Source organism: Pseudomonas sp. GW821-FHT01D09 (genome assembly GCF_059422465.1).
Window position 1 is genome coordinate 24,974 of sequence record NZ_JBWKWY010000030.1, and the last position, 24,017, is coordinate 48,990.

The 24,017-nt window shown below is 60.3% G+C and carries 28 protein-coding genes; 19 read left to right on the forward strand and 9 right to left on the reverse strand.

Annotation, left to right across the window (positions count from 1 at the left end; all coding sequences use genetic code 11):
• Positions 1 to 105: 105 nt before the first annotated feature.
• The 5 genes from pyrG to ispD all read left to right on the forward strand — a co-directional run bounded on the left by pyrG (position 106) and on the right by ispD (position 5,188).
• Complete coding sequence (gene pyrG, locus AC07W7_RS21595) at positions 106 to 1,737, forward strand: CTP synthase (protein ID WP_076962180.1); 1,632 nt, start codon at positions 106 to 108, stop codon at positions 1,735 to 1,737.
• Between the two features lie 5 nt (positions 1,738 to 1,742).
• Positions 1,743 to 2,588: a 3-deoxy-8-phosphooctulonate synthase gene (gene kdsA / locus AC07W7_RS21600; RefSeq protein WP_169865386.1), complete on the forward strand. Its 846-nt coding sequence runs from the start codon at positions 1,743 to 1,745 to the stop codon at positions 2,586 to 2,588.
• 156 nt (positions 2,589 to 2,744) lie between these two features.
• Complete coding sequence (gene eno / locus AC07W7_RS21605) at positions 2,745 to 4,034, forward strand: phosphopyruvate hydratase (RefSeq protein ID WP_076962182.1); 1,290 nt, start codon at positions 2,745 to 2,747, stop codon at positions 4,032 to 4,034.
• A gap of 171 nt (positions 4,035 to 4,205) precedes the next feature.
• The gene (ftsB, locus tag AC07W7_RS21610) at positions 4,206 to 4,484 is read left to right on the forward strand and encodes a cell division protein FtsB (protein ID WP_029297251.1); all 279 of its coding nucleotides are present in this window, start codon (positions 4,206 to 4,208) and stop codon (positions 4,482 to 4,484) included.
• Positions 4,481 to 5,188 carry a 2-C-methyl-D-erythritol 4-phosphate cytidylyltransferase gene (ispD, locus tag AC07W7_RS21615; RefSeq protein ID WP_076962183.1) on the forward strand — a complete coding sequence of 236 codons (708 nt, stop codon included), beginning with the start codon at positions 4,481 to 4,483 and terminating at the stop codon, positions 5,186 to 5,188. Before ftsB ends, ispD begins: the two co-directional genes overlap by 4 nt.
• A 127-nt stretch (positions 5,189 to 5,315) precedes the next feature.
• Here ispD and AC07W7_RS21620 read toward each other — a convergent pair whose 3' ends face one another.
• Positions 5,316 to 6,212, reverse strand: coding sequence for a LysR substrate-binding domain-containing protein (locus AC07W7_RS21620; RefSeq protein ID WP_169897958.1), 897 nt, complete (start codon positions 6,210 to 6,212; stop codon positions 5,316 to 5,318).
• Positions 6,213 to 6,321: 109 nt separating this feature from the next.
• On the opposite strand from AC07W7_RS21620, the gene AC07W7_RS21625 reads away from it, so the two are divergent.
• From AC07W7_RS21625 to rpoS, 8 genes are all read left to right on the forward strand, one after another.
• The gene (locus AC07W7_RS21625) at positions 6,322 to 7,434 is read left to right on the forward strand and encodes an S-(hydroxymethyl)glutathione dehydrogenase/class III alcohol dehydrogenase (RefSeq protein WP_076962184.1); all 1,113 of its coding nucleotides are present in this window, start codon (positions 6,322 to 6,324) and stop codon (positions 7,432 to 7,434) included.
• Positions 7,435 to 7,442: 8 nt separating this feature from the next.
• The gene (gene fghA / locus AC07W7_RS21630) at positions 7,443 to 8,288 is read left to right on the forward strand and encodes an S-formylglutathione hydrolase (protein ID WP_169897960.1); all 846 of its coding nucleotides are present in this window, start codon (positions 7,443 to 7,445) and stop codon (positions 8,286 to 8,288) included.
• A 54-nt stretch (positions 8,289 to 8,342) separates the two neighbouring features.
• Positions 8,343 to 8,816 carry a 2-C-methyl-D-erythritol 2,4-cyclodiphosphate synthase gene (gene ispF, locus AC07W7_RS21635; protein ID WP_029297241.1) on the forward strand — a complete coding sequence of 158 codons (474 nt, stop codon included), beginning with the start codon at positions 8,343 to 8,345 and terminating at the stop codon, positions 8,814 to 8,816.
• Positions 8,813 to 9,871, forward strand: a complete 1,059-nt coding sequence (gene truD, locus AC07W7_RS21640; protein ID WP_495040080.1) for a tRNA pseudouridine(13) synthase TruD — start codon at positions 8,813 to 8,815, stop codon at positions 9,869 to 9,871. Before ispF ends, truD begins: the two co-directional genes overlap by 4 nt.
• Positions 9,859 to 10,608, forward strand: coding sequence for a 5'/3'-nucleotidase SurE (surE, locus tag AC07W7_RS21645; protein WP_076962187.1), 750 nt, complete (start codon positions 9,859 to 9,861; stop codon positions 10,606 to 10,608). The genes truD and surE overlap by 13 nt, the downstream gene beginning before the upstream one ends.
• A 41-nt stretch (positions 10,609 to 10,649) precedes the next feature.
• Positions 10,650 to 11,285 carry a protein-L-isoaspartate(D-aspartate) O-methyltransferase gene (locus AC07W7_RS21650; RefSeq protein ID WP_169865481.1) on the forward strand — a complete coding sequence of 212 codons (636 nt, stop codon included), beginning with the start codon at positions 10,650 to 10,652 and terminating at the stop codon, positions 11,283 to 11,285.
• Between the two features lie 211 nt (positions 11,286 to 11,496).
• Positions 11,497 to 12,330 carry a peptidoglycan DD-metalloendopeptidase family protein gene (locus tag AC07W7_RS21655; RefSeq protein ID WP_076962200.1) on the forward strand — a complete coding sequence of 278 codons (834 nt, stop codon included), beginning with the start codon at positions 11,497 to 11,499 and terminating at the stop codon, positions 12,328 to 12,330.
• Positions 12,331 to 12,435: 105 nt separating this feature from the next.
• Entirely contained in the window at positions 12,436 to 13,440 is a 1,005-nt protein-coding gene (rpoS, locus tag AC07W7_RS21660) for an RNA polymerase sigma factor RpoS (protein WP_038446486.1), read from the forward strand.
• 226 nt (positions 13,441 to 13,666) lie between these two features.
• On the opposite strand, the gene AC07W7_RS21665 is transcribed toward rpoS, so the two are convergent.
• The gene (locus tag AC07W7_RS21665; RefSeq protein ID WP_002554837.1) at positions 13,667 to 13,876 is read right to left on the reverse strand and encodes a cold-shock protein; all 210 of its coding nucleotides are present in this window, start codon (positions 13,874 to 13,876) and stop codon (positions 13,667 to 13,669) included.
• A gap of 390 nt (positions 13,877 to 14,266) precedes the next feature.
• Here AC07W7_RS21665 and dcd point away from each other — a divergent pair, with 390 nt between their 5' ends.
• Both dcd and AC07W7_RS21675 read left to right on the forward strand, forming a co-directional pair.
• Positions 14,267 to 14,833, forward strand: coding sequence for a dCTP deaminase (dcd, locus tag AC07W7_RS21670; protein WP_003219273.1), 567 nt, complete (start codon positions 14,267 to 14,269; stop codon positions 14,831 to 14,833).
• 107 nt (positions 14,834 to 14,940) lie between these two features.
• Complete coding sequence (locus tag AC07W7_RS21675) at positions 14,941 to 15,138, forward strand: hypothetical protein (protein ID WP_076962188.1); 198 nt, start codon at positions 14,941 to 14,943, stop codon at positions 15,136 to 15,138.
• A gap of 64 nt (positions 15,139 to 15,202) precedes the next feature.
• On the opposite strand, the gene AC07W7_RS21680 is transcribed toward AC07W7_RS21675, so the two are convergent.
• The 5 genes from AC07W7_RS21680 to AC07W7_RS21700 form a co-directional block, all read right to left on the reverse strand.
• A complete protein-coding gene (locus tag AC07W7_RS21680) occupies positions 15,203 to 17,644 on the reverse strand; it encodes a penicillin acylase family protein (RefSeq protein WP_495040081.1) in 2,442 nt (813 codons plus the stop codon).
• 226 nt (positions 17,645 to 17,870) lie between these two features.
• The gene (locus tag AC07W7_RS21685; protein ID WP_099167857.1) at positions 17,871 to 18,515 is read right to left on the reverse strand and encodes a glutathione S-transferase N-terminal domain-containing protein; all 645 of its coding nucleotides are present in this window, start codon (positions 18,513 to 18,515) and stop codon (positions 17,871 to 17,873) included.
• Positions 18,516 to 18,670: 155 nt separating this feature from the next.
• Positions 18,671 to 18,871, reverse strand: coding sequence for an SEC-C metal-binding domain-containing protein (locus tag AC07W7_RS21690; RefSeq protein ID WP_076962191.1), 201 nt, complete (start codon positions 18,869 to 18,871; stop codon positions 18,671 to 18,673).
• Entirely contained in the window at positions 18,868 to 19,359 is a 492-nt protein-coding gene (locus AC07W7_RS21695) for an LEA/WHy family protein (protein WP_076962192.1), read from the reverse strand. The genes AC07W7_RS21690 and AC07W7_RS21695 overlap by 4 nt, the downstream gene beginning before the upstream one ends.
• A gap of 139 nt (positions 19,360 to 19,498) precedes the next feature.
• The gene (locus AC07W7_RS21700) at positions 19,499 to 19,969 is read right to left on the reverse strand and encodes a YchJ family protein (protein ID WP_076962193.1); all 471 of its coding nucleotides are present in this window, start codon (positions 19,967 to 19,969) and stop codon (positions 19,499 to 19,501) included.
• Between the two features lie 244 nt (positions 19,970 to 20,213).
• On the opposite strand from AC07W7_RS21700, the gene AC07W7_RS21705 reads away from it, so the two are divergent.
• Positions 20,214 to 20,510 (forward strand): type II toxin-antitoxin system MqsR family toxin, encoded by a 297-nt coding sequence (locus AC07W7_RS21705; RefSeq protein ID WP_495040082.1) that lies wholly within the window; start codon positions 20,214 to 20,216, stop codon positions 20,508 to 20,510.
• Positions 20,511 to 20,512: 2 nt separating this feature from the next.
• Positions 20,513 to 20,914 carry a type II toxin-antitoxin system MqsA family antitoxin gene (locus tag AC07W7_RS21710; RefSeq protein WP_495040083.1) on the forward strand — a complete coding sequence of 134 codons (402 nt, stop codon included), beginning with the start codon at positions 20,513 to 20,515 and terminating at the stop codon, positions 20,912 to 20,914.
• Positions 20,915 to 20,990: 76 nt separating this feature from the next.
• Here the strand turns inward: AC07W7_RS21710 and AC07W7_RS21715 are convergent, their stop codons facing one another.
• On the reverse strand, positions 20,991 to 21,488 hold the full coding sequence (locus AC07W7_RS21715) for a DUF6231 family protein (protein WP_495040084.1): 498 nt from the start codon (positions 21,486 to 21,488) through the stop codon (positions 20,991 to 20,993).
• Between the two features lie 190 nt (positions 21,489 to 21,678).
• Here AC07W7_RS21715 and AC07W7_RS21720 point away from each other — a divergent pair, with 190 nt between their 5' ends.
• Positions 21,679 to 22,374, forward strand: a complete 696-nt coding sequence (locus tag AC07W7_RS21720) for a PA1041 family peptidoglycan-binding anchor lipoprotein (protein ID WP_495040085.1) — start codon at positions 21,679 to 21,681, stop codon at positions 22,372 to 22,374.
• A gap of 178 nt (positions 22,375 to 22,552) precedes the next feature.
• On the forward strand, positions 22,553 to 23,350 hold the full coding sequence (locus AC07W7_RS21725) for a collagen-like domain-containing protein (RefSeq protein ID WP_262383209.1): 798 nt from the start codon (positions 22,553 to 22,555) through the stop codon (positions 23,348 to 23,350).
• Between the two features lie 109 nt (positions 23,351 to 23,459).
• Here AC07W7_RS21725 and AC07W7_RS21730 read toward each other — a convergent pair whose 3' ends face one another.
• A complete protein-coding gene (locus AC07W7_RS21730; protein ID WP_076964785.1) occupies positions 23,460 to 23,924 on the reverse strand; it encodes a CopD family protein in 465 nt (154 codons plus the stop codon).
• Positions 23,925 to 24,017: the final 93 nt, after the last annotated feature.

Genomic DNA, 24,017 nt, shown 5'->3' on the forward strand with positions numbered 1-24,017 from the left:
TTTTGAAAGGTGCACTGTGATTAATGCAGGTGATCGGGGGCTTCGGCCTTCCTTCGCTTTCCCCGGCGGCTCCGACCGCTTTAACGCAGACTTCTAGGGTTTTTCATGACGCGCTACATATTCGTCACGGGCGGTGTTGTTTCTTCATTGGGGAAAGGCATTGCCTCCGCTTCGTTGGCGGCCATCCTGGAGGCGCGGGGACTTAAGGTCACCATGCTCAAGCTGGACCCGTACATCAACGTCGACCCGGGCACCATGAGCCCGTTCCAGCACGGTGAAGTGTTCGTCACCCACGACGGCGCCGAGACCGACCTGGACCTGGGCCACTACGAGCGGTTCATCCGCACGACCATGACCCAGAACAACAACTTCACCACTGGCCGTGTCTACGAGCACGTGCTGCGCAAGGAGCGCCGTGGTGACTACCTGGGTGCAACCATCCAGGTGATCCCGCACATCACCGACGAAATCAAGCGCCGCATCATCAAGGGTGCAGGCGATGCCGACGTGGCCATGGTCGAGATCGGTGGCACCGTGGGTGACATCGAATCCCAACCGTTCCTCGAAGCCATCCGCCAGTTGCGTTTTGAAGTCGGCGCCAAGCGCGCGATGCTGATGCACCTGACGCTGGTGCCGTACATCGCCACCGCTGGCGAAACCAAGACCAAGCCTACCCAGCACTCGGTCAAGGAGCTGCGCTCCATCGGCCTGCAGCCGGACGTGCTGGTATGCCGCTCCGATCACCCGATCGACATTTCCTCGCGCCGCAAGATCGCCCAGTTCACCAACGTTGAAGAACGTGCGGTGATTGCCCTGGAAGACGCCGACACCATCTACAAGATCCCGGGCATCCTGCATTCCCAGGGCCTGGATGACTTTGTGGTCGAGCGTTTCGGCCTGCAGTGCAATGGTGCGGACCTGTCCGAGTGGGAAGCGGTGGTCGATGCCAAGCTCAACCCCGAGCACGAAGTGACCATCGCCATGGTCGGCAAGTACATGGAACTGCTGGACGCGTACAAGTCGCTGATCGAAGCGATGAGCCACGCCGGCATCAGCAACCGGACCAAGGTCAACCTGCGCTACATCGACTCCGAAGACATCGAGAACCAGGGCACCGCGCTGCTCGAAGGCGTCGATGCGATCCTCGTACCGGGCGGTTTCGGCCTGCGTGGCGTGGAAGGCAAGATCACCGCCGTACAGTACGCTCGTGAGAACAAGGTGCCGTACCTGGGTATCTGCCTGGGCATGCAAGTGGCCGTTATCGAGTTCGCTCGTAACGTGCTGGGCTGGAAAGACGCCAACTCCACCGAGTTCGATCACACCAGCGGCCACCCGGTCGTGGGCCTGATCACCGAGTGGGAAGATGCCACCGGCGCTGTCGAAACCCGTACCGAAAGCTCCGACCTGGGCGGCACCATGCGCCTTGGCGCACAGGATTGCCTGCTGGAGTCCGGTTCGTTGGTGCACGACTGCTACGGCAAGGATGTGATCGTCGAGCGTCACCGTCACCGTTATGAGGTGAACAACAACCTGCTGCCGCAGATCAAGGAAGCCGGCCTGAAAATCTCCGGTCGCTCCGGCGATGGCAAGCTGGTTGAAGTGGTCGAAGCCCCGGATCATCCATGGTTCGTCGCTTGCCAGTTCCACCCTGAGTTCACCTCGACTCCACGCGACGGTCACCCGTTGTTCAGCGGTTTCGTCAAGGCTGCACTGACGCAACATCAGAAGAAGGCGTAAACCTGATGGCCCAGAAGATCATTCGCGTAGGCGATATCGAAATTGCCAACGACAAGCCCATGGTGCTGTTTGGCGGCATGAACGTGCTGGAAAGCCGCGACATGGCGATGCAGGTCTGTGAAGAGTATGTGCGCGTTACCCAAAAGCTGGGTATCCCGTACGTGTTCAAGGCCAGCTTCGACAAGGCCAACCGTTCGTCCGTGACCTCCTATCGCGGCCCGGGCCTTGAAGAAGGCATGCGGATCTTCCAGGACATCAAGCAAGCCTTCGGCGTGCCGATCATCACCGACGTCCACGAGCCTGAGCAGGCTGCGGTGGTCGCCGAGGTGTGCGACATCATCCAGTTGCCGGCCTTCCTGTCGCGCCAGACCGACCTGGTCGTCGCGATGGCCAAGACCGGCGCGGTGATCAATATCAAGAAAGCCCAGTTCCTCGCCCCCCAGGAAATGAAACACATCCTGAACAAGTGCGTGGAAGCGGGTAACGACCAGTTGATCCTCTGCGAGCGTGGTTCGAGCTTCGGCTACAACAACCTCGTGGTGGACATGCTCGGTTTCGGCATCATGAAACAGTTTGAATACCCGGTGTTCTTCGACGTGACCCACGCGCTGCAAATGCCGGGTGGTCGCGCCGATTCCGCCGGTGGCCGACGTGCCCAGGTGCTGGACCTGGCCAAGGCCGGTATCAGCCAGTCCCTGGCTGGCCTGTTCCTGGAAGCCCACCCGGACCCGGACAACGCCAAATGCGACGGCCCGTGTGCCCTGCGCCTGGACAAGCTGGAGCCATTCCTGGCCCAGCTCAAGCAGTTGGACGAACTGGTCAAGAGTTTTCCGACGGTAGAGACCGCGTAACCCGCGTTTCTCCGGTAAACTTTCCGCGTTTTATGCTCAGGCCCCCGGGCCTGAGCCTTGTCGTCTGCAAGCCTGCCCCGTTGTTCCACCCTTGCGGTCGGTCAAAAGATTTCCTTCAGCTGCGTCGTTTTCGTCAACTTTGGAGTGTTTACAACAATGGCAAAAATCGTCGACATCAAAGGTCGTGAAGTTCTCGACTCCCGTGGCAACCCCACCGTCGAAGCCGACGTGCTTCTCGATAACGGCATCATCGGCAGCGCCTGCGCGCCGTCCGGTGCTTCCACCGGTTCGCGCGAAGCGCTGGAACTGCGTGATGGCGACAAGAGCCGTTACCTGGGCAAGGGTGTCCTCAAGGCCGTAGCCAACATCAACGGTCCGATCCGCGACCTGTTGCTGGGCAAGGACCCGCTGGACCAGAAAGCCCTCGATCACGCGATGATCAAGCTCGACGGCACCGAAAACAAAGGCAGCCTCGGCGCCAATGCGATCCTCGCTGTATCCCTGGCTGCTGCCAAGGCCGCTGCCCAGGACCAGGACCTGCCGCTGTACGCGCACATTGCCAACCTGAACGGCACCCCAGGCGTCTACTCGATGCCGGTGCCCATGATGAACATCATCAACGGTGGCGAACACGCAGACAACAACGTCGATATCCAGGAATTCATGGTGCAGCCAGTGGGCGCCAAGACCTTCTCCGAAGGCCTGCGCATGGGCACCGAGATTTTCCATCACCTCAAGGCTGTGTTGAAGGCCCGTGGCCTGAGCACTGCGGTGGGTGACGAAGGGGGTTTTGCACCGAACCTGGCGTCCAACGAAGATGCACTGAAAGTGATCTCTGAAGCCGTGGCCAACGCTGGCTACACGCTGGGCACCGACGTGACCCTGGCCCTGGACTGCGCGGCCAGCGAGTTCTATGAAGACGGCAAGTACAACCTGTCCGGCGAAGGCCAGGTGTTCAACTCCGAAGGTTTTGCTGAATACCTCAAGGGCCTGACCCAGCGCTACCCGATCATTTCGATCGAAGACGGCCTGGACGAGTCTGACTGGGACGGTTGGAAAATCCTTACCGACAAGATCGGCGAGAAGACCCAACTGGTCGGTGACGACCTGTTCGTGACCAACACCAAGATCCTGAAAGAAGGCATCGACAAGAAGATCGCCAACTCGATCCTGATCAAGTTCAACCAGATCGGCACCCTGACCGAAACCCTGGAAGCCATCCAGATGGCCAAGGCTGCGGGTTACACCGCCGTGATCTCGCACCGCTCCGGCGAAACCGAAGATTCGACCATTGCCGACCTGGCCGTGGGCACCTCGGCAGGCCAGATCAAAACCGGTTCCCTGTGCCGTTCCGACCGCGTTTCCAAGTACAACCAACTGCTGCGTATCGAAGAGCAATTGGGCGGTAAAGCCAAATACAACGGTCGTGGTGAGTTTCGCGGCTGAGTCGTTGATGGTAAAAAGACAACGGATTGTGTCGGAAAACTCACTTTAGAGTGAATTTGCGCACTAATCTGATGCCTATCAAGCACAAGCCTGGGTCTTCCAGGCTTCGTGCTATCAGTTGCTTCAAAAGTTTTGCATGGCTGTCTTTTTTCACTGGATACCCGATATTCGATGCGCAGTCCCAATTGGTTGTTCCTCGTCTTGCTCTTGCTGCTGGCTGGCCTGCAGTACCGCCTTTGGGTGGGCAATGGCAGCCTGGCGCAGGTGACCGACCTGACCCAGCAAATTGCCGCGCAGCACGCCGAGAATGAGGTGTTGCTGGAGCGCAACCGTGTACTCGATGCCGAAGTGCTTGAGTTGAAAAAAGGCATGGAGACCGTTGAAGAGCGGGCTCGTCATGAATTGGGCATGGTCAAGGAGGGCGAAACCCTCTACCAGTTGGCCCAATGAACGCCTGTTTACCGGCCTTCTGGGCCGTGATTCCTGCTGCGGGCGTCGGTGCCCGTATGGCCGCGGACCGTCCCAAGCAATATCTGCAGTTGGGCGGGCGCACGATTCTCGAACACAGCCTGGGCTGTTTCCTTGACCACCCGAGCCTCAAGGGGCTGGTGGTCAGCCTGGCGGTGGATGATCCTTACTGGCCCAACCTGGGGTGTGCCGGCGACCCGCGTATCCAGCGCGCGGATGGCGGGGCGCAGCGTTCAGGCTCGGTGCTTAATGCGTTGCTGCAACTCAATGCCCTGGGCGCCAGCGATGACGATTGGGTGCTGGTGCACGATGCCGCCCGGCCGAACCTGAGCCGCGAGGATCTCGACACGTTGCTGGCGGCGCTGGCGGACGACCCGGTGGGCGGCTTGCTGGCGGTGCCGGCCCGCGACACCCTCAAGCGTGTCGACAAGCAGGGGCGGGTGGTGGAAACCATTGACCGCAGCCTGATCTGGCAAGCCTACACCCCGCAAATGTTCCGCCTGGGCGCCTTGCATCGGGCCTTGGCCGATAGCCTGGTGGCCGATGCGCTCATCACCGATGAAGCCTCGGCCATGGAATGGTCCGGCCAGGCGCCACGCCTGGTCGAAGGGCGTGCGGACAATATCAAGGTGACCCGGCCGGAGGATCTGGAGTGGCTTAGGTTGCGGTGGGCTAATCGCCGCTAGCCAGTTACACCGGGTTGACTCTATCGCAGGCAAGCCAGCTCCCACACTCGACTGCATGTGCCTGTTGGAATGCGGTCAAGTGTGGGAGCTGGCTTGCCTGCGATGAGGCCAGGCCTGACACCCCAGATCATCCGCCATACTCCGGCCGCCCAGCCAACCCCTCCTTCAAGAACTCCACCAACTTGCGCACCTTCGGCGATAAATGCCGCTGCTGCGGGTACAACGCCCACACCGCCGTATTCGGCGGTTGATGGCCCTCCAGCAATGAAACCAGCGCGCCGCTGTGCAAGTGCTCCAGCACGTAATAATCCGGCAACTGGCATAACCCCACGCCTTGCAGCGCCGCATCAAGCACTGCTTGCCCACTGTTGCAGCGCCAGTTTCCCTGCACCCTTTGGGAAAATTCGCGCCCATCCTGGGCCAATTGCCAAATATCCGAGCTGCCGATCAGGCAGTTGTGCCGGCTCAGTTCCGACAAGCTATGTGGGCGTCCATACCGCTCCAGGTAGGATGGCGATGCGCACAGATACATGCGTCGCGGCGCCAGGCGGCTGGCGACCATCCGCGAATCCTGCAGGCGGCCCAGGCGGATCGCCAGGTCCAGGCCCTCATGCACCAGGTCGAGGGGGCGGTTGCTCAGTTCGATATCCACGCGCAATTGCGGATACAGCCCCATGAAACGCGTGACCAGCGGCACAATAAAGCGTTCGCCATAAGCCACGGCGCAGGTCATGCGCAACATGCCCTTGGGTTCGCTGGTCAGGTCGCCTACGGCGCGCAGGGCTTCTTCGCGCCCATCCTGTAGGCGTTGACAGTGTTGCAGGAAGGTCTGCCCGGCCTCGGTCAGCGTGACACGCCGGGTGCTGCGGTAGAGCAGGCGGGTTTGCAGGCGTTCTTCCAGGCGTGCCACCTGGCGGCTGATATGGGACGAGGACACGCCCAGGCGTTCGGCGGCCGCGGTAAATTGGCTGCACTCGGCCACGGCGACGAACTCATCGATGCCTTCCCAGCGGTTTTCCAGCATGGTGATTATCCCAGTACAGCAATAATGTTTTGCTTTTGCCTGGATTATTAATCAAAGAGCCCTGTTTTACACTGCCCGTCTCACTTTTAAAGTTCCTGGAGAAACCCGGATGATCAAGTCACGCGCCGCTGTCGCCTTTGAAGCCAAGAAACCGCTGGAGATCGTGGAAGTGGATGTGGCCATGCCCAAGGCCGGCGAAGTCCTGTTGCGCGTGGTCGCTTCCGGGGTGTGCCATACCGACGCCTACACCCTGTCGGGTGCCGACCCGGAAGGCATCTTCCCATCGATTCTCGGCCACGAAGGCGGCGCGGTCGTCGAAGCGATTGGCGAGGGTGTGACCTCGGTCGCGGTGGGTGACCATGTGATCCCGCTGTACACCCCGGAATGTGGCAAGTGCAAGTTCTGCCTGTCGGGCAAGACCAACCTGTGCCAGGCCATCCGTGCGACCCAGGGCAAAGGCCTGATGCCGGACGGTACTACACGCTTTTCCTACAAGGGGCAGCCGATTTTCCACTACATGGGCACGTCGACCTTTTCCGAATACACCGTGTTGCCGGAAATCTCCGTGGCCAAGATCCCCAAAGAAGCCCCGCTGGAAAAAGTTTGCCTGCTGGGCTGCGGCGTCACTACCGGTATCGGTGCGGTGATCAACACCGCCAAGGTCAAGCCGGGCGACACCGTGGCCATCTTCGGCCTGGGTGGGATCGGCTTGTCGGCTGTGATCGGTGCGGTGAAAGCCAAGGCCGCTCGTATCATCGCCATCGACATCAACCCGGCCAAGTTCGAGATCGCCAAGCAACTGGGCGCCACCGACTGCATCAACCCGAAAGACTACGACCGGCCGATCCAGGACGTGATTGTCGATTTGACCGACGGTGGCGTGGACTTTTCCTTCGAGTGCATCGGCAACGTCCAACTGATGCGTGCGGCCCTTGAGTGCTGCCACAAAGGTTGGGGCGAGTCGGTAATCATCGGTGTCGCCGGGGCTGGCCAGGAAATCGCCACCCGTCCATTCCAACTGGTGACCGGTCGCGTCTGGCGCGGTTCGGCCTTTGGTGGCGTGCGTGGCCGCAGCGAGTTGCCAAGCTATGTGGAAATGGCCCAGACCGGCGAAATCCCGTTGGATACCTTCATCACCCACACCATGGGCCTGGAAGATATCAATAAGGCATTCGACCTGATGCATGAAGGCAAGAGCATTCGTACCGTCATCCATTTCTGAGGTCGGCCATGAGTCTGCAAAACCTGTCATGCCAGAAGAGCTTCGGCGGCTGGCACAAACGCTATAAGCATCATTCCGATGTGCTCGATTGCGATATGACCTTCGCCGTCTACCTGCCACCGCAGGCGGAGCAGGGTGGCAAGCTGCCGGTGTTGTACTGGCTGTCGGGGCTGACCTGCACCGATGAGAACTTTATGCAAAAGGCCGGCGCTCAGCGTATGGCGGCTGAGCTGGGGATGATCATCGTCGCCCCGGACACCAGCCCCCGTGGGCCGGGTGTGCCGGGCGACCCGGACAATGCCTGGGATTTTGGCCTGGGTGCCGGGTTTTACTTGAATGCCACGCAAGAACCCTGGAGCAAGCACTATCGGATGCATGACTATGTCGTGCAGGAATTGCCGGCGTTGGTTGAAGCGCATTTCCCGGCGTCCGACAAGCGCGGCATCAGCGGGCATTCAATGGGCGGCCACGGTGCGTTGGTGTGCGCCTTGCGCAATCCGGGGCGCTACCAGTCAGTGTCGGCGTTTTCGCCGATCAACAATCCGATGGATTGCCCTTGGGGGCAGAAGGCTTTTGCCCGCTACCTGGGGGAAGAGCGCTCCAAGTGGCGCGAATGGGACGCCTGCGTGCTGCTCAGCGAAGCCTCGGAAAAACTGCCACTGCTGGTCGACCAGGGCGATCGCGACGACTTCCTCGCCACCCAACTCAAGCCCGAGGCCTTGCAACACGCCGCCAAGGCCGCCGGCCATCCGCTGGAGCTGCGCCTGCAACCGGGCTATGACCACAGCTACTTCTTTATCGCCAGCTTCATCGAGGACCACTTGCGTCATCATGGACGTGCTTTGCTCGGTTAATGTCCGGCAAAAGTAGGTAGAATCACGCCCTGAATTAACTCGGGGCGTTTTTTTATGCGTATTGGCCACGGCTATGATGTGCACCGTTTCGCCGAAGGCGACTTCATCACCCTGGGCGGCGTGCGCATTGCGCACCACCATGGGTTGCTGGCTCATTCCGACGGCGACGTTGTGCTGCATGCCTTGAGCGATGCCTTGCTCGGCGCGGCGGCGTTGGGGGATATCGGCAAGCACTTCCCGGACACCGATCCCACCTTCAAGGGCGCGGACAGTCGCGTGCTGCTGCGCCATGTGGTCGGCCTGATCCATGCCAAGGGCTGGAAGGTCGGCAATGTCGATAACACCATCGTCGCCCAGGCACCCAAAATGGCCCCGCATATCGAATCGATGCGCGCAGTGATTGCCGCCGACCTGCAAATAGAACTGGATCAAGTCAACGTGAAAGCCACCACCACCGAAAAGCTCGGGTTTACCGGTCGTGAAGAGGGCATTGCGGTGCACTCCGTCGCCTTGTTGCTGCGCGCATGAACGACCTGCAACTATTGGGCCCGCGGGCCTATGGCGAGGCACTGGGCAGTGCGGTGCTCAAGGCGACAGCCGAAGATTTCCAGGTCGATGAAGTGCTGGATATCCCGCTGACCGGCGAGGGTGAACACCTGTGGCTGTGGGTGGAAAAGCGCGGCCTGAACACCGAGGAAGCGGCGCGGCGCATTGCCAAGGCTGCCGGCGTGCCGTTGCGCACGGTCAGCTATGCCGGCCTCAAGGACCGCCAGGCGTTGACGCGCCAGTGGTTCAGCGTGCAGTTGCCGGGCAAGGCCGACCCGGACCTGAGCGCGGCGCAAAACGACACCCTGAAAATCCTCAAGACCGCCCGCCACAAGCGCAAGTTGCAGCGTGGCGCGCATGCGGCCAACGGTTTTACCCTGCGCCTGATCCAGCTGGCCGGCGACCACGGCGCGATCGATGCGCGCCTGCAATTGATCGCCAAGCACGGTATCCCCAACTATTTCGGCGCCCAGCGCTTTGGCCACAACGGCGGCAACGTCGTCGATGCCCGCGACTGGGCGGCCCGCAAGGCCTTGCCGGAACAGCGCAATGTGCGTTCGCGCCTGCTGTCGACCGCGCGCAGCTTTGTGTTCAATAAGGTGTTGGCGGCGCGGGTTGCCGATGGTTCATGGCAGCGTGCCCAGATCGGTGACCTGCTGGCGTTCACCGACAGCCGCAGCTTTTTCCCGGCGGGGGAGGCGCAGTGCAGCGATCCGCGCCTGGCCATCCTCGACCTGCATCCCACCGGCCCACAGTGGGGTGAAGGCGATTCGCCCGCCGCTGGCGCCACCCATGAGCTGGAGCAAGCCGTCGCCGCCAGCGAGGCGCACCTGTGCGAGTGGCTGGCCAAAGCCGGCATGAGCCAGGAACGGCGCATTCTGCGACTGCCCATTGGCGGGTTGACGTGGCATTATCCCGAGACTGACATTCTGCAATTGGAATTCGTCCTGCCGGCCGGATGCTTCGCCACTGTCTTGGTGCGCGAGCTTGTTGATCTGGTGCCGGTGGGGCAGACGGACAGCCCATGCGTATTCTGATATCTAACGACGACGGGGTCACCGCACCCGGCCTTGCCGCGCTTTATGCTGCGCTGGCGGATTACGCCGAGTGCGTGGTGGTTGCCCCGGACCAGGACAAAAGCGGCGCCAGCAGTTCGCTGACGCTCGACCGTCCCTTGCACCCGCAGACGCTGGCCAATGGCTTTATCAGCGTTAATGGCACGCCGACCGATTGCGTGCACCTGGCGATCAACAGCTTGCTGGCCGATGAGCCGGACCTGGTGGTGTCCGGGATCAACCTGGGCGCCAACCTCGGCGATGACGTGCTGTATTCCGGCACCGTGGCGGCGGCCCTTGAGGGGCGTTTCCTGGGGCGCACGGCATTTGCCTTTTCGCTGGCGTCGCGGCAGGTGGATAACCTGGCCACTGCGGCGTATTTTGCGCGCAAACTGGTGGAGGCCCATGGCACTCTGGTGCTGCCGCCGCGTACGGTGCTCAACGTCAATATTCCCAATCTGCCCCTGGACCATATTCGCGGCATCCAGTTGACCCGCCTGGGCCACCGCGCCCGCGCTGCGGCACCGCTGAAAGTGGTGGATCCCCGTGGCAGGGAAGGCTACTGGATTGCCGCAGCGGGCGACGCCGAGGATGGCGGGCCGGGCACGGACTTTCATGCGGTGATGCAAGGTTATGTTTCGATTACCCCGCTGCAACTCGATCGCACCTTCAATGATGCCTTCGGTGGTCTCGATCCCTGGCTGGAGGGGCTGCGCTGATGGCTCGTGAACAGGACGACCTGTTGCGCCGGGGCATCGGCATGACCTCCCAACGCACCCGTGAGCGTTTGATCCAGCGACTCTATGAAGAGGGCCTGTCCAACGCCCAGGTGTTGGAAGTCATCCGCCGTACCCCGCGCCATCTGTTTGTCGATGAGGCCCTGGCCCATCGCGCCTACGAAGACACCGCGTTGCCCATTGGCCATAACCAGACCATCTCCCAGCCTTATATGGTGGCGCGGATGAGTGAGCTGCTGTTGGCGGCGGGGCCCCTGGACAAGGTGCTGGAGATCGGCACCGGCTCCGGCTACCAGACCGCCGTGCTCTCGCAATTGGTGGAGCGGGTGTTCTCGGTCGAGCGGATCAAGGTATTGCAGGACCGGGCTAAGGAGCGCCTGGTGGAGTTGAACCTGCGCAATGTGGTGTTCCGCTGGGGCGACGGCTGGGAAGGTTGGCCGGCACTGGCACCCTACAACGGCATCATCGTGACGGCCGTGGCCACCGATGTACCCCAGGCGCTTCTCGACCAGTTGGCCCCGGGTGGGCGTCTGGTGATTCCAGTGGGCTCGGGGGAAGTGCAACAACTGATGTTGATCGTGCGCGAAGAAGAGGGTTTTTCACGGCATGTCCTGGGGGCGGTGCGTTTCGTTCCGTTACTCAATGGCCCGCTGGCCTGATCATTTATCACGGCGTACTGAATTCTATTGTCGGGTATGTGTCTTACAGCGGGGTTCGTTGAGTCAACATCAAGTTGGGTAGTTATTAAACGAGATGAATTTTTCGTTTCTACCTTGTTGCCGGTTAAAGTCCGGCAGCCAGTTATACTTGCGACATATTTCAAGCCTGATACAGGCGTTCATGTTTCAGCCACCACAAAGGGAGCGGCGGGTGAGTCTCACGGTCATTGCGCAGCGTATGAGTAAAACGAGCTTTCAGCGACTGGTGATTGGCCTTGTCTTGAGTTCCTTGTTGGCGGCCTGCTCCAGCACTGGTAGCGGGGCGCGGGTAGTCGACCGCAATAATGCGGCGCCACAACGGCCTACGGTAACCACCGGGCAATACGTGGTGCGCAAGGGCGATACGATGTTTTCCATCGCCTTCCGTTATGGCTGGGATTACAAGGCGCTGGCTGCACGTAACAACATTCCCGTGCCCTATACGATCCATCCGGGGCAAACTATCCGTTTCGATGGACGCACGGGGTCGGCGCCCACGGCAGTTGTGACAAAATCCGGTTCGTCGGCCTCTTCTTCCAGTAGGACGACGGTCTTCACCCGGCCTGCAGGCACCGCTGCGCCTAAGGTTGCGAGCAAGCCGGCACCCGCGCCGTTGCCGCCTGCGGGACCGGCGCCGACCGGTTGGGGATGGCCCTCAAATGGCATCCTTATTGGAAAATTCTCTTCAAACGGTAGTTTGAATAAAGGCATTGATATCGCCGGGGATTTGGGACAGCCTGTTTTAGCTGCGTCTGATGGGACTGTTGTATACGCCGGGAGTGGTTTACGGGGCTACGGCGAATTGGTCATCATCAAACACAGCGATACCTACGTCAGTGCCTACGGTCATAACCGCAGGTTGTTGGTTCGGGAGGGGCAGCAGGTCAAAGTCGGACAGACAATTGCCGAAATGGGGTCGACTGGTACAGACCGGGTGAAACTGCACTTTGAGATTCGCCGCCAAGGTAAACCTGTAGATCCACTGCAATTCCTACCCCGGCGTTGATGTGTTGTCAGCCTGTTCCCTCACGTAGAAGGAACAGGCTCCAGCGTTGCCAAGGATAAAGGCGTCGCTTGAGCTTGAGGTCGAACTCACCAAAGGACTATAACAATGGCTCTCAGTAAAGAAGCGCCGGAGTTTGACATCGACGATGAGGTTCTCCTTATGGAGACCGGCATCGGTACGGAATCGATGTCGAATGAGGGACCCGCTGTACCTTCAGTTCGTACCAAGTCCAAAAACTCCACAGCGTTAAAACAGCATAAGTATATTGATTACACCCGGGCGCTCGATGCGACCCAGTTGTACCTCAATGAAATCGGCTTTTCCCCCTTGCTCACTCCCGAAGAAGAAGTCCATTTTGCGCGATTGTCGCAAAAGGGCGATCCGGCTGGGCGCAAGCGCATGATTGAAAGCAACCTGCGCCTGGTGGTGAAAATCGCCCGACGCTACGTCAATCGTGGGCTGTCCCTGTTGGATCTGATCGAAGAGGGCAACCTCGGCTTGATCCGGGCGGTGGAGAAGTTCGACCCCGAGCGGGGTTTCCGCTTCTCGACCTACGCGACGTGGTGGATTCGCCAGACCATTGAGCGCGCAATCATGAATCAGACCCGGACCATCCGGTTGCCGATTCATGTCGTCAAGGAGCTTAACGTCTACCTGCGGGCAGCACGTGAGCTCACCCAGAAACTGGATCATGAACCTTCGCCTGAAGAGATCGCCAACCTGCTGGAAAAACCAGTGGGAGAGGTCAAGCGCATGCTGGGTCTTAATGAGCGTGTGTCTTCGGTCGATGTCTCGCTGGGCCCGGATTCGGATAAAACCCTGCTGGACACCCTGACGGATGACCGACCAACGGATCCGTGTGAGCTGTTGCAGGACGATGACTTATCACAGAGTATCGACCAATGGCTTTCAGAGCTGACGGACAAGCAGCGCGAGGTGGTGATTCGCCGCTTCGGCCTGCGTGGCCATGAAAGCAGCACCCTGGAAGACGTTGGCCTGGAGATCGGCTTGACCCGTGAGCGGGTACGGCAGATCCAGGTGGAGGGTCTCAAGCGCTTGCGGGAGATCCTGGAGAAGAATGGCTTGTCGAGTGAGTCGTTGTTTCAATAGCGGCTTGTAAGCTGGCGATAAGAACGCCCGGTGCATGGGAATGCACCGGGCGTTTTGCTATGCACTGATCGCGCCCACGCTCTACGTAGCGCCTCTTGTGACGTTCTGCGTCGCATGGGGGGCGCGGAGCGTCCTGGGCTGCATTCCTACGCGGAGCGTAGGAACGATCAGGCATAAAAAAACCCCGCTTTTAAGGGCGGGGTTCTTTCGACTAAGTCAGTACAAGTTAGATAACTTGAACTTCTTCAGCTTGCATGCCTTTCTGACCGCGGGTAGCGATGAAAGAAACCTGTTGGCCTTCTTTCAGGCTTTTGAAGCCGTCGGATTGGATAGCTTTGAAGTGAACGAACAGGTCGTCACCGGATTGTGGAGTGATGAAGCCGAAGCCTTTTTCATCGTTGAACCACTTAACGGTACCAGTTTGGCGATTAGACATGGTGTATCTCCTTGGACAAAGTTAACTGCGACTCAGGAAAAGCCCTGGCCGAGACTGAGTGCAAAGAGCAGGAAAAATTCTTGGAGATGGTTGGATCGAAATTCAACATCGTGTAGAGATTCTCAGTGACACAAGCAGCACAGTGGCGCCACCTTAACCCTTTTTCTGGAACGTGCCAATGGTATTTCCGAAGGTTTCTCTATTTTCGTGACTGGCGGCGCGCTTTGCAGGCCCGCGCCCCGTCAATTCAGGGGCTGGCCCGATCTTTACGGCTGACAGTGTCCCGGCGCAACTTAATCAAGAAAAACCCCCGCCTCCTTTGAACCGCGAGGCCAGCCCCGGTAAGATGCCCAACAGAATTTTTCCACCTCGCTATTCAGGACACCCGCCATGAGCATCAAATCGGACAAGTGGATTCGCCGCATGGCGCAAGAGCACGGCATGATCGAACCCTTCGTCGAGCGCCAGATGCGCGGAGAGGGCGCCGAGCGCCTGATTTCGTTCGGGGTTTCCAGCTACGGCTACGATGTGCGTTGCGCCGATGAGTTCAAGGTGTTCACCAACATCAACTCGGCCACCGTCGATCCGAAAAACTTCGATGAAAAGAGCTTTGTCGATGTGAAGAGCGACGTGTGCATCATCCCGCCAAACTCTTTCGCCCTGGCGCGTACCGTCGAGTTCTTCCGCATCCCGCGCAATGTCCTGACCATCTGCCTGGGCAAGAGCACCTACGCGCGCTGCGGCATCATCGTCAACGTGACCCCGCTGGAGCCGGAATGGGAAGGCCACGTGACCCTGGAGTTCTCCAACACCACCACCTTGCCGGCCAAGATCTACGCCAATGAAGGCGTGGCGCAGATGCTGTTTTTTGAATCCGATGAAGAGTGCGAAGTGTCCTATAAGGACCGGGGCGGCAAGTACCAGGGCCAGCGCGGCGTCACTCTGCCACGCACCTGATAGAAACGTCTTACAGCACAAGGGAATTTGTCAGCGGGCAGGCACTCTATTGGGTGTACTGCCTCGGCGCGTGCACAGCGCGCCGAGCCACGCTTGAGGAGTACCCTATGAAGCTCGACCCGCGAATCAGCGCCGAACTTGCCCGGTTGGAACCCAATCAGATTGGTGTTCTGGCCTGGTCCCTGATGGCCGACCCCGCCGCCGGCGGCATCCCGGGCCAGCCTGACCCCGATACCCCGGAACAACCCACCGAGCCTGGTGTGCCGACCCTGCCGGACGAGCCACCTCCCGCGCCAGTGGCCTGATAGACCTCCCACAACCGCCCTGTAGCCGCTGGGGCGCGGCTGCGGGTAGGCCGTAGAACCGGCTTTATTTTCCCGGGACCAGGGTCAATCGGGTCTTGCCATACACCTTGTCAAGGTTTTGCGGCTGCATCGGGAAGCTCAAATATTGTGCCTTGAGCCACGGATCGATGCCGTTCACATAGTTCGGGCTGGCCGGGTTGCCGGATTGGCCGATCCCGCCCTGGCCCATCATCGGTTCCACCTGGCCAAAATCCACAATCATGCGCAGGGCCTGGACCTGGGTGGTGGCGAAATCCTGCCCCCAGTTGTAGGGCGCAGCGTTCAACGTGGTGTGATCGCCGCCTGCTGCCAATGGGCCGCGCAGGGTCTGGCCGCGGGTGTTTTTCCAGGTGTAGCTATGCAACTTGCCCCATTGCCAGGCTTTGTGATCCGCACCCAACTGGCTGTCGCCGGCGGTGATCGTGGCAGCCAGGCTACGGGCGAGAATCGCCGGTTTGTCTTCTTTGGCCGGGGTACGCAGGTCGTCCCAGAAGGGGCTGTCTTCACGCCCTAGCAGATGGTCGGCCTGGGCCGCGTAGGACAGGTTGGCGTTGCTGACAAAGGCTTTCCAGGTGGCGCTGGTTTGCGGGCCCAGTTCGTCGAGGAAAATCTGCCTGGCGCTTTCCTGCAGGAACAATTGGTAGATCGCGGCGTCGGCCGACGTGGCGGCCAGGCGCCCGTCGAACGCCATCAGGCGGCCCAGGGCTTGCTGGGCCTTGGTCCGCTCGGCGGCGGGCAGGGCATCGATCGCCTGTTTCAATGGCTGGGCCATGCCCGGCGCCTGGAACATGCTCTTGAGTTTGGCGGCGAACAGTGTGGTCTGGTCGTACTGCATGGCGATCACGCTGCGGCTGTCGTGCTTGCCGTTGCCGGCCAGTTGCGCCAGGCGTTCGCTGCGCTCCGGCGCGGCCCAGGAGTTGGACAGTTGCATGCCATAGCCATGGGGCACGCTGCGCTGGTTGGCCGTGCCGACCCAACCCTGTGGCGGGTCCTGGTCATAGGGGTGCAGCATCGCGTCGGCGTAGCCATCCCAGTCAAAGCGCCCGTCCCAGCCCGGCGAGGGCAGCAGGCCTTCGCCTTCGCGGCGGTTGGGGAAGCGCCCGGTGACCTGCCAGCCGATATTGCTGGCATCGGCAAATACCATGTTCAGGGCGATGGCCCGAATCTCGCGGCTGGCGTCCGAGGCTTTTTCCACGTTCTGCGCCCGGGACAGGTCGAAGAACGCATCCAGGCTCTTGTCATCCTTGAAGTCGGCGGTTTGCAGGGCCAGGCCGTAGCCGCTGCTCAGCGACTGGGCGCTGTTGAGCAGCGGCCCGTGGCGGGTTTCGTACACCGTCTCGCGAATCGGCCGCTGGCCCTTGGCGAAGAAGGTTTCGTTACGCACGATGGCCGGTAGCCATTTGCCGTTGTGCTCGTAGTACAGCGCGCCGCCCTGGCGCTTGACCTTCTCCAGGAACAGGTCCTGGGTATCGCCGGACACCTGGCTCATGCTCCAGGCCACCTTGCCGTTGAAGCCCGAGAGCAATGTAGGAATCCCGGCAAGCGACACCCCGGCCGCCTGGTATTTTGGCGCGCGGATTTGTACGAAATTCCACAGGGACGGCGCCTGCATCGGTGTTGACAGGTCGTTCGCCAGCAGGCTGCGGCCACTGCGGCTGCGTTGCGGGGCGATGGCCCAGTTGCTGGAGGTGGAAACCCCAAGGGTGTTGAGGCTGGCCAGGTGCTCGTTGATGTTGTTGAGCGTGGCAAGGCCGGGAATCTGCCCGAGGTTGATGCCCTTGAGCTTGTCGGACTCGGCCACCGGCAGTGGCTCGTCCGGGTAGCTTGGGGTCAGCCAGGCGAGTTTGTCGGCGCCGACTTTTTGCGCCAGGACCAGGGCGGACAACTCTTCCTGCAGGTTGGCCGACTCGCTGAAATTGAGCAGGCAGAACAGCAGCGCCGAATCCTCCGGCTTCCAGTATTCGGGCTTGTAGCCGGTCTGGGCCAGGTCTGCCGGCAGTTTGTCACGGTAGCGGAACAGGTAGGCGTTGACCCCGCGCGCATACACTTCAAAGAAGCGCTTGAGGCGCGGCGACGAGGCGTTGTACAGCTCGCTGGCGCTTTTTTTCAGGTTGACGGCGCGCATGAAGCGGTCCACATCCAGCATGTCCGGCCCGGACATTTCCGCCAGGCGGCCCTGGGCCAGCAGGCGCAGGGTGACCATCTGGTTGATCCGGTCGCTGGCGTGCACATAGCCGAGGGTGAACAGCGCGTCGTGGAAGGTATTGCTTTCAATCAGCGGCATGCCCTGGCTGTTGCGCCGCACGGAAACATTCTGCGCCAGGCCCTTGAGCGGCTGCACGCCGGAAACGGGAGGCAGGGTGTCCTGGCTGTTCAGTGACTGGCAACCGGCCAGGCCCAAGGCACTGGCCATTGCCGCGGCAACGCCGAACCGGGGAAGAAAATGTGAGAGGGCTGGCGAGGCCATGGCAAAGCTCCTGCGGGGGTAACGTCAGTAAAGGCGCTACGTTAGTGAGCGCGGCGAACCGACGCAAGCGGGAGGCGATGCTAATTTTCAGGATTTGATTGAGCAAATGTGGGCGCTGTCGGGCTTTAGCGAGGCGACGATAGGATCATCGCGCGGTATCTGGCAGACCGCAGCGCCTGCATCGCCGCCTCACCGGGGCTCGACAGCTCCCACAGGGGGGCGTGTATCAGGATTTTGGCGGGTTGACCTTCTGCACCAGGTCATAGGCCCGCACCGTCGCCGGACGTTCCTTGATCAGGTTGAACCAGCGATGCAGATGGGGGAAGTCTTCCAGGCGCTGGCTTTGCCACTTGTGGGAAACGATCCACGGATAGATCGCCATATCGGCAATGCTGTAGGCCTCGCCGGCCACGAAGCTGCGGTCCGCCAGGCGCCGGTCCAGCACGCCATAGAGGCGCGCGGTTTCATCGACGTAGCGTTTGATGGCGTAGGGGATTTTTTCCGGGGCGAACTGGCTGAAATGGTGATTCTGCCCGGCCATCGGGCCCAGGCCGCCCATTTGCCAGAACAGCCATTGCAGCACTTCCTGGCGACCGCGCAGGTCCTTGGGCAGGAACTGGCCGGTTTTTTCCGCGAGGTACAGCAGGATGGCGCCGGATTCAAACAGGGAAATGGGCGCGCCACCATCGCTCGGCTGCTGATCGACAATGGCGGGTATGCGGTTGTTGGGCGCGATTTTCAGGAAGTCTGGCTTGAACTGGTCGCCCTGGCCGATGTTGATCGGATGCACCTCGTAGGGCAGGCCGGCTTCTTCCAGGAACAACGAAATCTTGTGACCGTTGGGGGTGGTCCAGTAATACAGGTCGATCATGAAGCTCTCCAGGATTGGTGATGCTTGAACGGGCAGGACGCCCGCTGATGTGCCTGTAGGTATAGGTAATGCTCGACCAGGGAAAATTCAATGAAACATTTGCATCTATCGATATAACTGCAGGAGCCGGGTTACCGACTCCTGCAGGATGTGTATCAGGCGCCGTGGCACTTCTTGAACTTTTTGGCGCTGCCGCATGGGCATGGATCGTTGCGGCCAACGTCTTTCAGGGCGTTGCGCACCGGTTCCTGGTGGGCATGGCCGCAGTTCGGGCCGTGCACATGGCCTTGGTCGTGATCGTGGTGATCGTGATCGTGGTTGCAGTCAGGACCATGGACATGGGGTTGCTGGGTCATTGGTGTCGCTCCGGAATAAAATCGCCGGGGATTATCTCGCCATTGCGTATCACGTGCACGTCGTTACCGATGAATAATCCGGTTTTCAGCTCACCTTCCAGGCGATAGGGGATGGGACGGTCCGGGTTTTTCAACAGGTCGGCGATTTCCCGCACCTGTGGCCACAGGTTGGTGCGCACCGTGACCTTGAAAAATCCCCGGCCATGGGGCGGTATGGTCAGCCACTCGTCGGACTCGCCTTCGGTCAGCTCCACGTCAGCCAGGCTGATCTTGTAGATCAGGCCGCGCACGGTGAGGTCCGAGTCGCCACGGTTATCCACTCGAAAATGCAGCTTGAACTTCTGCTCCAGCAGCTTGGCGCGTACCAACTCGACCTTGACCAGGTGGGTTTGCGGTGGCGGCGTCTCATCGGCGAACCACGAGGCACAGCCCGAGAGGCCAACGGTCACTGCGAGCAGGCAGCTATAGGCGAATAACCGGCTAACCATGGCGTGATCCTGTAGGAGCGAGCTTGCTCGCGAAAGGCGTTAACGATAACGCACACAGCCTGGATAAACGCGGTGTCCTTACAGTGCTTTGTCGGAACGCCGCCCTCAGACAAGCCCGGGCCTACAAAGAACCGGTTTTTTACAAATAGCCGGAACAGCACTTCTTGAACTTCTGCCCACTGCCACACAGGCAGGCATCATTGCGCCCGCTCTTCACCTCCACCGTAGGATCAATAAAGTACCAGCGCCCATCGTTCTGTACGAAGGATGACTGTTCCCGGTGGCTGTGTTCGCCGGTGCTGTCATGCCAGCGCGCGGTAAAGGTGACGAAGGCATGTTCCGGCTGCCCGCCAAACACCTCGGAACTTTCCACTTCCAGGCCCAGCCAGGTGCTTTGCGCGCTCCAGGCCCCGATGGCATTCCGGTCCAGGCCGCTTTGCTGCGCCGGTAGCGTGGTCGCCACCAGATAGTCCACCAGCCCCAGTACATAGGCGCTGTAGCGTGAACGCATCAACGCGGTGGCGCAGGGCGCAGGGTGGCCAGTGTGGTAATGGCCGCAGCAGGCATCCAGCAGGTTGCCGCTGCCGCAGGGGCAAATGGATGTACTCATGGTTACCACCAAAACGCTCCAAAGTTTTCCAGATACTACAGAGGATCATAGGGGAACTCGACGGCCAACGGGCATGAGAGCGCTGACCTTTCTTTTCATTCCTTGAGACATTTCGTCGCTGGCTCGCCGAAAGTCGCTGAGGTTCCATTGGCATTCGAGTGTTTGAGCTCAGTGCTACCCATGGAGCAAGGATAGGTGGATTAACCTATTTGCCAAATTAAAACCAATTAGGTTAATGTCGAACATGGAGAAGAAGACACCTCATTGCAAGCTGGCTAGCGTCAAGGCCCTGATTGACGCTGGGAAGGTGCGTACCACGAACGCAGCCCGAGCCGGTGCCGATCTCCTTGATCTTGATCTTGGCGAGATGCTGGCTGTAGTCCAGGCTCTTGAACCAGCGGATTTTTACAAAAGCATGACGACCTACGCTGATCACACGACATGGCAAGACGTGTACAGACCACACACGAAGGTGGGGAATCTATACCTGAAACTCACGGTTATCGAAGATGTGCTAATCGTGTCCTTCAAGGAGCTATGAATATGAAATGTCCTGTTTGCGGCGCTGCGGAGTTGGTCCATGACACCCGCGATATCCCCTATTCATACAAGGGCGAAACCATTGTGATTGTGAATGTGGCGGGGGACTTCTGCCCGTCCTGCGCCGAGTCAATCCTGGATCTGGCTGAGTCGGATCGTGTGATGAAAGAGATGCGCGCATTCTCTAAACAGGTCAATGCAGACCTCGTGGACCCCAGCTTTATTACCCGGGTGCGTAAGAAGCTGGCCCTGGATCAACGAGAAGCGGCTGAGATATTTGGAGGAGGGGTCAACGCCTTCTCGCGCTATGAGAACGGTAAGACGAAACCACCGTTAGCCCTCATAAAGCTTCTTAAGGTGCTCGATCGTCACCCAGAGTTACTCAACGAGGTCCGAACGGCATAGGGACGTTACCCTGAAGGCCTTCTCCTGATATCCAGCCGGTTGCCACTGCGGCCGCAGTCAATGGATATGCCTGTGGTTACCACCAATACTTTCCAAAATTTTCCGGGTTGGCCCAGAACCGGGCGTTCAGCCAGTCCGGTACCTGTTTGTATTCAAGCAGATCGTAGGTAAACAGCGTCAGTACCTGATTGTCGCGGCAAAACTGTTCGCTGGTCTGCAGGGCCAGGGAGAAAAAGTCGGTGTCCTTCCAGCCGCAGGCAGCCAGGTCGGCGAGTACTGCGATGCGGCTGGCGTTGAGGTTGCGCACCCCGCCCAGCAGCTCCAACCCTGCACGTTTTGACAGGTGCTCCAGGCAATCGACCACCAGGGCCAGGTCAAAGCGCTGGGCGGCCAGTTCGCCAGGCAATGGCCCTGGCCCTGCGACGCAGACGACGGTCTCAGGGTGCGCCTGCTGGAACGCCTCCAGCGCCGGGAAGTGGCCGGAGCCCAAGACCAGCAGGCGCTTGGGGGCTTGGCGATCAAGCAGGGCTGCGAGTGCTTGCTGTGGCGTACGGGAAGAATTGCCGGCGGTCATCGAAGATCCTCATATCAGAACCATGAAGACTAGCCTGCTTGAGCGTGCGGGCCTAGAGCCGGCGCTGGCCTGTTGCTCGGTAAAAGCCGCCTTGGCCAATGAATACGGGGGTTTGGCGGGCTGGCGCAGATGAAAAGAGCGGTCTTTACTCCACCTATCGGCTTGCGGCCGATCCCTCAGGAGAAAGCAAATGAGCATCATGCGGACAGCTCTACCCTTGGTTCTGCTAACCGGAGTATTGACAGGTTGCGCAGGCTTGCAAAAAACCGACTGGCCCACCTGTGCGGCCCTTGGCGGTGTTACCGGTGCGGCACTGGGCGCGACCGAAAGCTCGTCATGGGCCGGTGGTGGCGCGTTATTGATTGGCGGCATGGCCGGCGCCTATTGCTGGGTCCATGGCGACGGTGACGAGGACGGCGATGGCGTACCCGACAGCCGTGACCAGTGCCCGGGCATCCCCAAAGGCGTACAGGTCGATGCCAATGGCTGCCCACCGGTGCCTGAGGCGGTTGTCGTGGAAGAAGTAGTGGTGGTCCGGGAAGAGACCATTGTGATTCGGGATGTGCACTTCGAGTTTGACTCGGCCCGGCTGACGGCGGCGGATAAAACCAAGCTCGACACGGTCGCCACGCGCCTGAAACAGGAGGCTCCGGGTGCCCGGTTGCGGGTCAGTGGGCATACCGACAGCGTCGGTAAAGATGCCTACAACCAGAGGCTCTCGGAAAAACGCGCCCATTCGGTGACCGATTACCTGGTCCGCTCCGGCGTGCCCCGCAGCAACTTTGTCTCGGTGACGGGCGCCGGCGAGACCCACCCGGTGGCCGATAACAAAACCGCCGACGGTCGGGCCCAGAACCGCCGTGTGGAAATCCAGATCAACCGTTAAGGGGTTCCCTCCTTGCCCCTGGGTGGCTTCAGGGGCATTTCTGACGGCAATTTCCGACAAATCTCGCCGTTCCAGATGCCAAGTCGCAGCCTCCCCAAGTTTTTTAATCCTTCACTGGCAAATCGCCTGTAGAACTCGTTACTGTGCGCCCAAAGAATAATGTGAAGGAGACAGGGGCATGGGGTTATCAATGATCGAAACAGCACGGCAGCCACTCACGCGTAAGGTTTTTTTCCTGGCCCTGCTGGTCAGCCCTATTGCCCTGGCCGAGAGCGTCAGTGTCGAGACCCACTCGTTGTTGCGCTTGCCCAACAGCACCAGCGTGCTGCAGTTGGAGCGCCTGGAAGTTGCCGACTACGGCACTTTGTTGATTCCGGCGAATATCACCCAGGTCACGGTCGACGAGCTGCATCTGGGCCGCGAGGCGCGGATCACCATCGTGCCCAGCGCCTCAGCCCTGCAATTGCAGGTGCGGCATGCCCAGTTGGAACATGGCAGCCAGATCACCTCCCGTGGCGCGCCCGGCACCCATGAAAAGCCGGCCAAGCCGGGGCGTGACCTGAGCTTGCGGATCACCCAATTGAGCGCGGATGAACTGTCGGTCGATGCCCGTGGTGGCACGGGTGCCCAAGGCTATGCCGGCCTGGATGGCGCCAATGGCGAAGACCCAGGGTGCACGTGGGGATCGGCCGGGCGTGGCGCCAATGGTGACAACGGCGGCGACGGGCTGCCGGGTGCGGCGGGTGCGGCAGTGCGCATCGAATTGCCGCAGGATTATCCGCGCGAGCAGATCAAGGTCTGGGTCGATGGCGGTGCCGGGGGCTTGCCAGGTGTGGCCGGCAAGCCAGGTAAGGGCGGGCAGTCCAAGGGTTGCCTGGTGTACCGCGCCGATGGCGGCGAGGCGGGCCGGCCGGGGTTGGAAGGGCAGGCCGGGCCGGCGGGGCCTGCCGGTACGGTCACTATCCAGCGGCTTTGAGCTATCGGCAGCGGCCCCATCGCGGGCAAGCCCGCTCCCACACTTGATTTGCGAACCCATTCAAAATGTGGGAGCGGGCTTGCCCGCGATGGGGCCTTGAAGCACAACCTCAGAACATCGGCCGAGCCGAAGCCACTGCCACCACCACCAACCCGACAAGTAGATTTACCCCCACCAACCGTCGAATCTGCCCCAGCGCCGCTGCGCCCGCCGGCCAATCCTCTGCTGCCACCGCTGCCCGCAGTTCCGGCAACTTCAAGGCCTGGATGCGGATAAACAGCGCCGTCATCACCACATACAAGCCCATCATCACCTGTACATAACGCGGCGCGGTTTCAAAGCCGTTGAAGCGCAATTGCAGCAAGCCGACACCACTGATCGGCAAGATCAACACGGCCACCCAGACCCACACGAAAAAACGCTGAAACACATTCAGCCACAGTTTCAGCCGTGGAGGGCCGTCGAGCGCCGCCATTGCGGCCGGGCGCAGGATCATCCAGGCGAAAAACATACCACCGACCCAGACCAGGGCGGCCAAGACATGCAGGGTGTAGGCAAGGCTAAAGACGGTCATTGAGGTACTCCGTTCTGCGCGGGATTAATTAGCGGGGTATGATAGCGGCCGATCCGAACCACTGAAAATTTATCCAGCGTTTTTTGCGCCCGA